We start from the raw sequence: 12625 nt of genomic DNA, 5'->3' as shown, positions 1-12625 counted from the left end.
AACACATCGGTGGCGGCGGCGAGTTCCCGCAGCAGGGTCAGGGTCTGATCCGTGATCAGGTGCTTGCTGTAGTCGATGTACAGATCACCGACCCGCAGCGTGTACCCGGTGCCGCGCTCGGGGTCGGCGGCGAACAGCTCCCTCAGATGGGTGCCGGCCAGCTCCTCCCGGTGCTTGGCGAGAGCGGTCCACTCGGGCGTCTGGTTGAGCCTGGTACGGCCGTCTGCGTTCATTTCCGACTTCCGCCTTCTTTCGTGCCTGTCCCAGAGGTTCCAACCTAATTGATCACCTGGGGACGCGGGCCGCCACGGCGCCGTCCTCGGGCGCGGCGACCGGGGCGTCCGCCGACGGGTATCAGCGCGCGGACGGAGCGGGCGGCGCCCGGAGGACGGGAGGCGGAGCCGGCCCGGCCGGGGCAAGCACCGTCGGGGCCGCACTGCCGCATCGGGGTGGTGGTGCCGGTGACGCTCCGCTGGGGCAGGTCGGATGCGAAGACCAGGACGAGGAGCGCTGCGGCCCACGCCGTACCCGCGCGCAGGACAGCACGCAGGAAGACGGCCAAGGCGGCCGGCAGCGCGATGGCGGGCACGGCGACGCGCCGCAGTCGCCCGGAGCCCCCGCGCCGTGTGGGCACTCTCGTCTCCCCCGCCGCCACCGTCGTCACAACTCCCCCTCGCGGTCGTCGCCTTCACAAGAACCGTAGAGGGTGCCACTGACAATCGGTCGGACGCGAGCGGCGGATACGGCTCCGGCCGGGCACCCGAGGGTGCCCGGCCGGGCCTCGATGTCTAGATCTCGCCGCGCAGTTTGGCGAGTGCCTCGGCGAGGATCGCCTCGCCGTCCGCGTCGCTGCGCCGCTCCCGCACATACGCGAGGTGCGTCTTGTACGGCTCGGTGCGCGGCGGGTCCGGCGGGTTGTCCCGGTCCTGGCCGGCCGGAAAGCCACAGCGCGGGCAGTCCCAGGTGTCGGGGACCTGTGCGTCGCTGGCGAAGCTCGGCTGGGTCTCGTGCCCGTTGGAGCACCAGAAGGAGATGCGCAGTCGCGGTGCGGACTCGCCGCGCTCGGCCTCGCCCATCGGCCCCGCCCCGACCCGGCTTCCCCGGATCGCGTTGCCACTTGCCACGGTCGTAACTCCCTGCGTGATGGTGCCGCGAAGCGAGTCGGCGTACCGCTTCGCTGCGAGCGCCTCAGTCTACGTAAGGCCCAACGCGCGTCCAGTGATGGGAGTTACCGCCCCCGCACTCAGACGCAAGCCCCATGATAGGCCGCGCTCGGGAGCGCGCGCCGGACATGGGGCTCGACGTACGGAATGTGTGCGCCTGGAAGGCCGGGATCAGCCGTTCGTCTTCATCAGGATGCCGAGGACCACGATGCACGCGAGCCACAGCACGCCGACCACGACGGTGATCCGGTCGAGGTTGCGCTCGGCGACCGAGGAGCCGCCGACGGAGGACTGCATGCCGCCACCGAACATGTCGGAGAGGCCGCCGCCCTTTCCCTTGTGCATCAGCACCAGCAGCATCAGCAGCAGGCTGAAGACGATCAGGGCGATCGAGAACCCCAAAACCACGGCTGGACCAACTTCCTCGGATTCGGATGGACGACGGGGGCACGGCACCTGGGCCGTGCCCCCGCAAGAGTACGACGTATCGCGGCTACCGCCTACTCACAGTCGGCGCCGCCGCACCGTCACTGATCGCGGAAGCGCACGATCTTGACGAACTCGTCGGTGTCCAGCGAGGCGCCGCCGACCAGGGCGCCGTCGATGTCGGCCTTGGCCATGATCTCGGCGACATTGCCCGACTTCACGGAGCCGCCGTACTGGACGCGGACCTTGTCGGCCACGTCCTGGGAGTACAGCTCGGCGACCTTGGCGCGGATGGCGGCGCAGACCTCCTGGGCGTCGTCGGCGCCGCAGACCTTGCCGGTGCCGATGGCCCACACGGGCTCGTAGGCGATCACGATCGTCTCGGCCTGCTCGGCCGGGAGGTCCTTCAGGCCGCCCTCGACCTGGGCGAGGGTGTGGCCGACGTGGTTGCCCGCCTCGCGGACGTCCAGTTCCTCGCCGACGCACAGGATCGGGGTCAGGCCGTGCTTGTAGGCGGCCTTGACCTTGGCGTTGACGATCTCGTCGGTCTCGTGGTGGTACTGGCGGCGCTCGGAGTGGCCGATGACCACGTAGGTGCACTTCAGCTTGGCCAGCATCGGGCCGGAGATCTCGCCGGTGTAGGCACCGGAGTCGTGCTGCGAGATGTCCTGGGCGCCGTACTTGATCTTGAGCTTGTCGCCGTCGACCAGGGTCTGTACGGAGCGCAGGTCGGTGAAGGGCGGCAGGACGGCGACCTCGACGGCCTCGTAGTCCTTGTCGGCCAGGGCGAAGGCGAGCTTCTGGACGTGGGCGATGGCCTCGAGGTGGTTGAGGTTCATCTTCCAGTTGCCCGCCATCAGCGGCGTGCGGGTGGTCATACGGGGTCAGTCCTCCAGTGCGGCGAGACCGGGAAGCGTCTTGCCCTCGAGGTATTCGAGGGAGGCGCCGCCGCCGGTCGAGATGTGGCCGAATGCGTTCTCGTCGAAGCCGAGCGTGCGCACGGCCGCGGCGGAGTCACCGCCGCCGACGACGGTGAAACCGTTCGAGTCTACGAGCGCCCGGGCGACCGCCTTGGTGCCCTCGGCGTAGTCGGGGTGCTCGAAGACGCCCATGGGACCGTTCCAGAACACGGTCTCGGCGTCGGCGAGCTTCGAGGCGTACAGCGCCCGCGTCTTCGGGCCGATGTCCAGGCCCTCCTGGTCGGCGGGGATCTTGTCCGCGTCGACGGTGTCGTACTGGCTCGGCGCCTTGGTCTTCAGGTCCGGGAACTCGCGGGAGACCAGGACGTCGACCGGGAGCAGCAGTTCCACACCGAGCTTCTCGGCGCGTTCCATGTACTCGGTGACGGCCGGGATCTGGTCCTCCTGGAGGAGGGAGATGCCGACCTCGTAGCCCTTGGCCTTGAGGAAGGTGTAGGCCATGCCGCCGCCGATGAGCAGCCGGTCGGCCTTGCCGAGCAGCTGGTCGATGACGGCGAGCTTGTCGGAGACCTTGGCACCGCCGAGCGCGACCACGTAGGGGCGCTTGACGTCCTCGGTGAGCTTCTTCAGGACGCCGACCTCGGTGGCGATGAGGTAGCCGGCGTAGTGCGGCAGCCGGGCCGGGAGGTCGTACACGGAGGCGTGCTTGCGGTGCACGGCGCCGAAGCCGTCGCCGACGTAGACATCGGCGAGGGCGGCCAGCCGGTCCGCGAACTCGCCGCGCTCGGTGTCGTCCTTGGCGGTCTCGCCGGGGTTGAAACGCAGGTTCTCGACGACGGCGACCTGGCCGGGCTGAAGGCCGTCGACGGCGTCGTGGGCCGCGGGGCCGACCGTGTCCTGGGCGAAGGCGACCGGGGCGCCGAGCAGTTCACCGAGCCGCTCGGCGGCGGGCAGCAGCGAGAAGGCGGGGTCCGGGGCGCCCTTGGGGCGGCCCAGGTGCGAGGCGACGATCACCTTGGCGCCCGCGTCCGCGAGGGCCTTGACGGTGGGCAGCACGGCGCGGATGCGGCCGTCGTCGGTGATCGTCCCGTCGGCCAGCGGCACGTTGAGGTCGGCGCGGACGAAGACCCGCTTGCCGCTTACGCCGTCGGCGAGAAGTTCGTCGATCGTCTTCATTGAGTGGACTCCTGAGGAGGGCTCGTGGTGCACCTTGATCGTATGAGGACGTGCTCCATGCGTGAGACAGGGCCCGGCCAGCGCGACGGTGCGCTGGCCGAGCCCTGCTCTCATGTCACGGTCGTGCTGCTGCGGTCTTCGGCGCTTCAGAGCTGGTTGCCGACGAAGACCGTGAGGTCCACGAGGCGGTTGGAGTAGCCCCACTCGTTGTCGTACCAGCCGATGACCTTCACGTTCTTGCCCTCCTGGACCATGGTCAGGGAGGAGTCGAAGGTGCAGGACGCCGGGGCGTTGACGATGTCCGAGGAGACGATCGGGTCCTCGGTGTAGTCGAGGAGACCCTTCAGCTCGCCCTCGGCGGCCTTCTGGAAGGCGGCGTTGACCTCTTCCTTGGTGACCTCGCGGCTGAGCTCGACCACCAGGTCGGTGACGGAGCCGGTCGGGACCGGGACGCGCATGGCGAGGCCGTCCAGCTTGCCCTTGAGCTGCGGCAGGACCAGGGCGGTGGCCTTGGCGGCACCGGTGGTGGTCGGGATGATGTTCTCGGCGGCGGCGCGGGCGCGGCGCAGGTCCTTGTGCGGGAAGTCCAGGATGCGCTGGTCGTTGGTGTACGCGTGCACCGTGGTCATCAGACCCTTGACGATGCCGAAGTTCTCGTCCAGGACCTTCGCCATCGGGGCCACACAGTTGGTGGTGCAGGACGCGTTCGAGATGACGTGGTGGTTGGCCGCGTCGTACTTGTCCTGGTTGACGCCCATCACGATGGTGATGTCCTCGTCCTTGGCCGGAGCCGAGATGAGGACCTTCTTGGCGCCGCCGGCCAGGTGCTTGGCGGCGTCCTCGCGCTTGGTGAAGATGCCGGTCGACTCGATGACGATGTCGACGCCCAGCTCGCCCCACGGGATGTCGGCCGGGTTGCGCTCGGACAGCACCTTGATGGTGTGGCCGTCGACGGTGATCGTGTCGGCGGTGTGGGAGACCTCCTGCTTGAGGCGGCCCAGGATCGTGTCGTACTTGAGCAGGTGGGCCGTGGTGGCCGTGTCACCCAGGTCGTTGACAGCCACAACCTCGATGTCCGCACCCTGCTCCAGCAGTGCGCGGAAGTAGTTACGGCCGATGCGGCCGAAGCCGTTGATGCCTACGCGGATCGTCACGAACCGATCTCCTCGTTGGTACGCCGGCCACGCGAGCCGGCGAGCTCTGTTTGGGATGTCCCCGACCACCACCGACCCTACCTCTCCGAGGGCCCCTCGGTGACATCGAGATGGCGCATACATGGGCAGGCGTTTCGTACCTGGCAGTAGAGGTACGGACCCTCTCGGATCGGCAGTTGATTCACCCGTTTTTGCTATCGAATGTCGCCCCTTGGTGACGTCGATGTCACTCGTTCGTGAGCGGGTCGGCTCACCTGTTCACTACCCCGATTTCGCACCGTTGATGGGGCCTGCGCTCACCTGTGGTATGCCCTCCTCCGGCGCGCCCGAGGAGGGCATACGAAAGCCGGTGCCGACCCCCTCGGACGGGGGTCGGCACCGGCCTGTCGGTTACCGGCCGCGGCGTGCGGCGTGCGGCGTGCGGCGGCTCAGCCGGCCAGGTTGTCCGCGAGCTCCTCCGACAGGTTCGCCTCCGTGCCCGGAATGCCCAGGTCCGAGGCGCGCTTGTCGGCCATGGCCAGCAGCCGGCGGATCCGGCCCGCGACCGCGTCCTTCGTCAGCGGCGGGTCGGCGAGCGCGCCCAGCTCCTCCAGCGAGGCCTGCTTGTGCTCCATGCGCAGCCGCCCGGCCGCCGCGAGGTGCTCGGGCACCTCCTCGCCGAGGATCTCCAGCGCGCGCTGCACCCGCGCCCCCGCGGCCACCGCCGCGCGGGCCGAGCGCCGCAGGTTCGCATCGTCGAAGTTGGCGAGCCGGTTGGCCGTGGCCCGCACCTCGCGGCGCATGCGGCGCTCCTCCCAGGCCAGCACCGACTCGTGCGCGCCGAGCCGGGTCAACAGCGCGCCGATCGCGTCACCGTCCCGGACGACCACGCGGTCCACCCCGCGCACCTCCCGCGCCTTGGCGGCGATCGACAGCCGGCGGGCGGCGCCGACCAGCGCCAGCGCGGCCTCGGGCCCCGGACAGGTCACCTCCAGGGAGGAGGAACGGCCGGGCTCGGTCAGCGAGCCGTGCGCGAGGAACGCCCCGCGCCAGGCCGCCTCCGCGTCGCAGGTGGCCCCCGAGACCACCTGCGGGGGCAGCCCGCGGATCGGCCGGCCGCGGCCGTCGACCAGGCCGGTCTGCCGGGCGAGCTGGTCCCCGCCCGCGACGACCCGGACGACGTAGCGCGAGCCGCGGCGCAGTCCGCCGGGCGCCATCACGATCAGCTCCGAGCTGTGCCCGAAGATCTCCAGGATGTCCCGCTTGAGGCGGCGGGCCGCCATCGCCGTGTCCAGCTCCGCCTCGATCACGATGCGCCCGCTCACCAGATGCAGGCCGCCGGCGAACCGCAGAATGGCGGAGACCTCCGCCTTCCTGCAGCAGGTCCGGGTGACGGGAAGCCGGGAGATCTCGTCCTTCACCGCTGCCGTCATCGCCATGGGCCGATCCTTCCATGCATCCGAAAAATACGGTCGTACGCGGCGGCCAACAGCTCCGGGTCGTGCCGGGGTGTTCCGTCGGTCCGGGCCACCGGGGCCAGCTCGACCGCGGCTCCCAGCCGCTTGGCGGCTTCGGTGAGCGAGTCGCGGTCGGGCACGGCGGCCTCGTCGGCCAGCACCACGTCCAGGGCGAGTTTAGGGGCGTGTCGCCCCAAAACCTCCAAATGACGCTGCGGGGAGAAGCCGTCGGTTTCGCCCGGCTGCGGCGCGAGGTTCAGGGAGAGGACTTTGCGGGCCTTGGTCTCGGTCAGGGCGTCCAGCAGCTCGGGCACCAGCAGATGCGGGATCACCGAGGAGAACCAGGAGCCGGGACCGAGCACCACCCAGTCGGCGTCCAGGACCGCCGCGAGGGCCTCCGGGACGGCCGGCGGGTCGTTCGGCACCAGATGCACGGACTGCACCTCGCCGGGTGTCAGCGCCACGGTGGCCTGTCCGCGCACCGTGTCCACGGCCTCCGGTTGCTCCGGATCGTGCCCCTTGACGAGGGCCTGGAGCTCCAGCGGCACGGCGGACATGGGCAGCACCCGTCCGTGCGCGCCGAGCAGCTTGCCGACCAGGTCCAGCGCCTGGACGTGGTCGCCGAGCTGCTCCCACAGGGCGACGATCAGCAGGTTGCCCACCGCGTGGTCGTGCAGGTCGCCCTGGGACTGGAAGCGGTGCTGGATGACACGGGACCACGTCTGGCCCCAGTCGTCGTCCCCGCACAGCGCGGCCAGCGCCTTGCGCAGATCGCCGGGCGGCAGCACACCCAGCTCGTCGCGCAGCCGTCCGCTGGAGCCGCCGTCGTCGGCCACGGTGACGACGGCGGTGAGATCGCCGGTGATCCGGCGCAGCGCGGCGAGGGAGGCGGACAGGCCCATGCCGCCGCCGAGCGCGACGACCTTGGGCTGTGCGCCCCTGCGGCGGGGCCGGCCCCCGCGGGCCTCGGCCGGGCGGCTGGCACGGGTCTCACCCGCGCGGCCGGAGCGAGCCTCGGGCACCACCCGGCGCAGCCGGCCCAGCCGCGGTGTACGTTCCGTCATTCCCGTCCCATGTCCCGGTGTACGACCACCGTTTCCACACCCTCGGCCGCAAGGCGCGCGGCGAGTTTCTCCGACATCGCGACCGAGCGGTGCTTGCCCCCGGTACAGCCGATCGCGATGGTCACATAGCGCTTGCCCTCACGGCGGTAGCCGGCCGCGATCAGCCGCAACAGCTCGGCGTAGCGGTCCAGGAACTCCTTGGCGCCGGGCTGGTTGAAGACGTAGCCGGCCACCTCCTCGTTGAGACCCGTGAAGGGGCGCAGTTCCGGGACCCAGTGCGGGTTGGGCAGGAAGCGCATGTCCGCGACGAGATCCGCGTCGACCGGGAGGCCGTACTTGAAGCCGAAGGACATCACGGTGGCCCGCAGCTCGGGCTCCTCCTCGCCGGCGAACTGGGCGTCCATCTTGGCCCGCAGCTCGTGCACGTTGAGGCTGGAGGTGTCGATCACCAGGTCGGCGTCGCCGCGCAGTTCGCGCAGCAGTTCCCGCTCGGCGGCGATGCCGTCCACGATGCGGCCGTCGCCCTGGAGCGGATGCGGGCGGCGCACCGACTCGAAGCGGCGCACCAGGGCCTCGTCGGAGGACTCCAGGAAGACGATCCGCCGGGTGACGTGCTTGGCCTCCAGGTCCGCCAGGGACTCGCGCAGATTGTCGAAGAAGCGCCGGCCGCGGACGTCCACCACGACCGCGATCCGCGCCACGTTTCCCTGGGAGCGGGCGCCCAGTTCGACCATGGTCGGGATGAGGGCGGGCGGCAGGTTGTCCACGACGAACCAGCCGAGGTCCTCCAGACACTTCGCGGCCGTCGAGCGGCCCGCTCCGGACATGCCGGAGATGATCACCAGCTCGGGGATCGCCGCTTCGGGGACCCCGGCCGCCTCGCCGCCCGTACTCACCTGTGCTCCGTTGTCGTCGCCCGTGTCCTGGCCGGTCTCCTGGCCCGCGGACCGCGGGGCGGTCTCCTCGCCCGGATCCGGGTGGGCCTGATCTCGGCGCTGTGCGGGCTGTGCGTCGTGCTCGGTCATGTCTCCTACCCCCGTCGTTCGTCCGGGGGACCCGCGGTCACGGGCTCCCCCGAGGAACCCGCCGTCGTCTCGGGTTCCTCGTCTTCCATGATCTCTCCGGTCGCCGTGTTCACGGCGGGTGCGGCCGGGGCCGACCGGGCGAGGGCCGCGGCGATGGTCTCGGCCGTCTTGCGGCCTATTCCGGGCACTTCCTGGATCTGTTCGATTGTGGCGGACCGCAGCCGCTTCACCGAGCCGAAATGCTTGATGAGCGCCTGTTTCCTGGTCTCGCCGAGGCCGGGGACGTCGTCCAGGGGGCCGGCGCGGAAGCGTTTGGCGCGCTTGGTTCGCTGGTAGGTGATCGCGAAGCGGTGTGCCTCGTCCCGCACACGCTGGAGCAGATACAGGCCCTCGCTGGTGCGGGGCAGCACCACGGGGTCGTCCTCACCGGGCAGCCAGACCTCCTCCAGCCGCTTGGCCAGGCCGCACACCGCGATGTCGTCGATCCCCAGTTCGTCCAGCGCCCGCCGGGCGGCCGCGACCTGCGGCTGACCACCGTCGACCACGACCAGCTGGGGCGGATACGCGAACTTCCGGGGCCGGCCGTCGTCATCCTTGAGGGAGCCGTTGAAGGGGCTTCCGAGAGGATCGTCGGGAGGGGCGGGCTCGGTGGTGGTCAGGGGGGCGGACCGGGGGGTTTCCGGGGTGGCGGGCACGCCGGACGCCGGGGCGGCGGGGGTGGGGGCGTCCGCGTCGGTGCGGATGCCGGAGTCCGGGGCGGCGGGAGCGCCGGAGTCCGTGCGGGCCGGGGTCGGCGAGGGGACGGTGTCGGTGGGCTCGGCCGGGGCGCCCTGCGGCGCGGTGCCGGAAGCGACGGGCGCGGGTCCGGCGTCAGCAGGCGCGGGCTCCTCGCCGGTGAGCGGGGCCCCGGCGTTCGCGGGCGCGGCTCCCTCGTCCGTCCGTGCGACCCCGGTGCCGACAGGCGCGGCCGGCCCGACCGTGAGCACGCTGTCGCCGTCGCTGCCCGGCTCCTCGCCGTCGGCCCACTCCCCCGTCCGCTCCTTCTCCGCGAGGTACCGCTTGAAGCGGCGGGTGATCACCTCGTGCATGGAGCGGACGTCGTCCTGGCCGGCGAAGCCCTTGATCTGGAAGCGGCGGTACTCGCCCTTGCGCTGGAGGCCGTCCTCGAAGACGACCATGGAGGCGACCACGTCGTCGCCCTGGAGGTGGGAGATGTCGTAGCACTCGATGCGCAGCGGGGCGCTGTCCAGGTCGAGGGCGTCGGCGATCTCCTCCAGGGCGCGCGAACGGGTGGTGAGGTCGGAGGCGCGCTTGGTCTTGTGCAGGGCGAGCGCCTGCTGGGCGTTGCGCTGCACGGTCTCCATGAGCGCCTTCTTGTCGCCGCGCTGCGGGATGCGCAGCGACACGTTCGACCCGCGGCGGCCGGTCAGCCACTCCTGGACCGGCTCGACCGGCTCGGGCAGCGCCGGGACCAGCACCTCCTTGGGCACGGCGTCTCCAGTCTCCTCGCCGTACAGCTGCTGGAGGGCGTGTTCGACCAGGGCGCCGGTCGTGATCTCTTCGACCTTGTCGGTCACCCAGCCGCGCTGGCCGCGGACCCGGCCGCCACGCACGTGGAAGATCTGCACGGCCGCTTCCAGTTCGTCCTCGGCGACCGCGATGAGGTCGGCGTCGGTCGCGTCGGCGAGCACGACCGCGCTCTTTTCCATGGCCTTCTTCAGGGCCCCGATGTCGTCGCGCAGCCGGGCGGCCCGCTCGTACTCCATGTCCTCGGCCGCGTCCATCATCTGCTTCTCCAGGCGGCGGAGGTAGGTGCCGGTGCGGCCGGCCATGAAGTCGCAGAACTCCTCGGCCAGCTCCCGGTGGTCCTCGGGGCTGATCCGGCCGACGCAGGGGGCGGAGCACTTGCCGATGTAGCCGAGCAGGCAGGGGCGGCCGGTGCGGGCGGCGTTCTTGAACACGCCCGCCGAGCAGGTGCGCACCGGGAAGACCCGCAGCAGCAGATCGACGGTGTCCCGGATGGCCCACGCGTGTCCGTACGGCCCGAAGTACCGCACGCCCTTCTTCTTGTGACCGCGCATCACCTGGACGCGCGGGAACTCCTCGTTCATCGTCACCGCGAGGTACGGGTAGCTCTTGTCGTCGCGGTACTTGACGTTGAACCGGGGGTCGAACTCCTTGATCCAGGAGTACTCCAGTTGCAGTGCCTCGACCTCGGTGGACACCACGGTCCACTCCACGGACGCGGCGGTGGTCACCATCGTCCGGGTGCGCGGGTGCAGGTTCGCCAGGTCCTGGAAGTAGTTCGCCAGGCGCTGGCGCAGGCTTTTCGCCTTTCCGACGTAGATCACCCGGCGGTGCTCGTCACGGAACCTGTACACCCCGGGGGTGTCCGGGATCTCACCCGGCCTGGGGCGGTAGCTGGAGGGATCGGCCATGTCTCACACCCTACTGGCGAGCACCGACACCGCGTCGGGCCTGTGGATAACCCCGGCCACGCGGCTCGTCCGGGGACACCCGCGCCGACTCCCGGCGCGCCGGCCCGCCGGCCCCGTGCGGGCCGTGGGGGACGCGGTCCGGCCAGTAGTACGGGGCGTACGACCTCAAGGTGTTGTCGGGTTCTGGTCAACACGCTTCAATGCGGGGGAACTCGGGGCCGGCACGCGCAGGAAGGGGCGCGGCGCGCGCAGCCAGGGGCGTCCACGGCGCCACGGGGGTGGCCCCGCACACCCGCGCAGGCGGTCCGACCAGCCGTCGTGACACCGACAGAAAGGCCCCTCGGCATGCGGCATGCCCTAGAGCACGCTGACCTCCCCACCGGGGAACTGGACACGGCCCTGCGGGGCGGCCCCTTCCACGTGGCGCTGCGTGCCGCGATCGCCGCGCGCGGCCTGCCGCTCCAGCGCGTCCAGCACCATCTCTCGCGCCACGGCGTCAAGGTCGGTGTGACCAGCCTGAGTTACTGGCAGCAGGGCGCGCGCCGCCCGCAGCGCCCCGAGTCGCTGCGTGCCGTCCGCGCCCTGGAGGAGATCCTCCAGCTGCCGGACGAATCCCTGATCCGGCTGCTGGCCGAGTCCGGCCGGTGCGGCGAGGCCGAGGCCCCGGCGGGCCGCTCGTACCGCTCCCTGGTCGAGGCCGCGGGCGTACTGGACCGGCTCAGGGCCGAGCTGGACCGGCCGGCCGACAGCGGGCTGCACACCCTGGGCCACCACGAGTGCGTCCGGATCGGCGCCGGGCGCGAGCTGATGGCCCGCGAGGCCCATCACATCGTGCGCGCGCACCGCGACGGCGTCGACCGCTTCCTGGTCGTCCACCAGGGCGACCCCGGCTGTGCCCCGCACGAGATGAGCGTGCGGGCCCTGGAGAACTGCCGCACGGGCCGCGTCCGCCGGGACCAGGACGCCGGTGTACTGGTGGCCGAACTGCTCTTTGACACCCGGCTGCGCGCCGGCGACACCTTCCTCTTCCGCTACGCCGTCGAGGACGGCACGGCCGGCGCCGCCCACGAGTACCTGCACCGGTTCGACGCGCCCGGCGGCCAGTACGCGCTCCAGGTGCGCTTCGACGCGTCCGCGCTGCCCCTGCGCTGCCGGCGCTTCACGCAGCACTCCCCGGAGGCTCCGCGCACCGTCCGGCAGGAACTCTTCGTCACCGGGCCGCATCACTGCGCGCATGTGGTCGAGCCGCGCATCAGGCCGGGCATCGTGGGCATCGCCTGGGACTGGCCCCGGTGAACGGGACCGCGCCGTCCGCCGGCCGGTGCGACCGCAGGAGTCGGCGGCGCGGGATCAGGCGGCCGGACCTGCGACGATCCTGCCGTTCTGCGTCTTCACCGACAGCTCGGTCAGCGGCTCGGTGGCGGGCGACTGGACCACCTTGCCGGTCACGGCGTCGAACTCGCTGCCGTGACAGGGGCAGATCAGGGTCGTCCCCTGGAGCTTGTTGATCGGGCACCCGGCATGCGTGCAGACCGTGCTGTACGCCTTCAGCGTGCCGCTCTTGTCCCGGCTGACCACCACGTTGTGGTCCCGGTAGAGCTTGGCACCGCCCTTGGCCACCTCGCTCTCCGCGCCGAGGTCGACCGAAGCGGTCGGGGTGGCGGCCGAGCCGTCGTTCCCAGGTGCGGAGCACGCGGCCAGGCCGAGCCCGGCGACCGGGACCACGGCGGCCCCTCGAAGGACGGTACGGCGGCTCGCGGAAGGACGCGTGGGCATCTCGGACTCCACTGGTCAAGGTGTTGTACACGGCGACGATACGGGGC

The 12625-nt window shown here is 71.2% G+C and carries 12 protein-coding genes and 1 pseudogene; 1 reads left to right on the top strand and 12 read right to left on the bottom strand.

What is annotated here, in order from left to right; translation table 11 throughout:
- The 11 genes and pseudogenes from ACZ7EC_RS09170 to uvrC form a co-directional block, all read right to left on the bottom strand.
- Positions 1-233 (bottom strand): annotated as a pseudogene (locus tag ACZ7EC_RS09170) (glucose-6-phosphate isomerase); the annotation flags it as partial.
- 44 nt (positions 234-277) lie between these two features.
- A complete protein-coding gene (locus ACZ7EC_RS09165) occupies positions 278-634 on the bottom strand; it encodes a hypothetical protein (RefSeq protein WP_471059701.1) in 357 nt (118 codons plus the stop codon).
- A 154-nt stretch (positions 635-788) separates the two neighbouring features.
- The gene (locus tag ACZ7EC_RS09160; protein ID WP_003957010.1) at positions 789-1124 is read right to left on the bottom strand and encodes an RNA polymerase-binding protein RbpA; all 336 of its coding nucleotides are present in this window, start codon (positions 1122-1124) and stop codon (positions 789-791) included.
- Positions 1125-1334: 210 nt separating this feature from the next.
- The gene (gene secG / locus ACZ7EC_RS09155) at positions 1335-1571 is read right to left on the bottom strand and encodes a preprotein translocase subunit SecG (RefSeq protein ID WP_471059699.1); all 237 of its coding nucleotides are present in this window, start codon (positions 1569-1571) and stop codon (positions 1335-1337) included.
- A 119-nt stretch (positions 1572-1690) separates the two neighbouring features.
- Complete coding sequence (tpiA, locus tag ACZ7EC_RS09150; RefSeq protein ID WP_471059697.1) at positions 1691-2467, bottom strand: triose-phosphate isomerase; 777 nt, start codon at positions 2465-2467, stop codon at positions 1691-1693.
- Between the two features lie 6 nt (positions 2468-2473).
- Positions 2474-3685: a phosphoglycerate kinase gene (locus ACZ7EC_RS09145; RefSeq protein ID WP_471059695.1), complete on the bottom strand. Its 1212-nt coding sequence runs from the start codon at positions 3683-3685 to the stop codon at positions 2474-2476.
- Between the two features lie 146 nt (positions 3686-3831).
- Positions 3832-4839 (bottom strand): type I glyceraldehyde-3-phosphate dehydrogenase, encoded by a 1008-nt coding sequence (gene gap, locus ACZ7EC_RS09140; protein ID WP_145491580.1) that lies wholly within the window; start codon positions 4837-4839, stop codon positions 3832-3834.
- Positions 4840-5267: 428 nt separating this feature from the next.
- Positions 5268-6257: a DNA-binding protein WhiA gene (gene whiA, locus ACZ7EC_RS09135; protein ID WP_061919442.1), complete on the bottom strand. Its 990-nt coding sequence runs from the start codon at positions 6255-6257 to the stop codon at positions 5268-5270.
- Positions 6248-7339, bottom strand: coding sequence for a gluconeogenesis factor YvcK family protein (locus ACZ7EC_RS09130; protein WP_471059691.1), 1092 nt, complete (start codon positions 7337-7339; stop codon positions 6248-6250). Before ACZ7EC_RS09130 ends, whiA begins: the two co-directional genes overlap by 10 nt.
- Positions 7336-8364 (bottom strand): RNase adapter RapZ, encoded by a 1029-nt coding sequence (gene rapZ, locus ACZ7EC_RS09125; protein WP_471059689.1) that lies wholly within the window; start codon positions 8362-8364, stop codon positions 7336-7338. Before rapZ ends, ACZ7EC_RS09130 begins: the two co-directional genes overlap by 4 nt.
- Positions 8365-8369: 5 nt before the next feature.
- Positions 8370-10802, bottom strand: a complete 2433-nt coding sequence (uvrC, locus tag ACZ7EC_RS09120; protein ID WP_471059687.1) for an excinuclease ABC subunit UvrC — start codon at positions 10800-10802, stop codon at positions 8370-8372.
- 345 nt (positions 10803-11147) lie between these two features.
- Here uvrC and ACZ7EC_RS09115 point away from each other — a divergent pair, with 345 nt between their 5' ends.
- Positions 11148-12098, top strand: coding sequence for a hypothetical protein (locus ACZ7EC_RS09115; protein ID WP_471059685.1), 951 nt, complete (start codon positions 11148-11150; stop codon positions 12096-12098).
- 54 nt (positions 12099-12152) lie between these two features.
- Here ACZ7EC_RS09115 and ACZ7EC_RS09110 read toward each other — a convergent pair whose 3' ends face one another.
- Entirely contained in the window at positions 12153-12578 is a 426-nt protein-coding gene (locus ACZ7EC_RS09110; RefSeq protein WP_471059683.1) for a Rieske (2Fe-2S) protein, read from the bottom strand.
- Positions 12579-12625 lie beyond the last annotated feature (47 nt).

It is taken from the genome of Streptomyces sp. NPDC037203 (assembly GCF_055605065.1).
The sequence above is the reverse complement of the archived record's forward strand: the minus strand, read 5'-3'. Positions and strand labels throughout refer to the sequence as shown.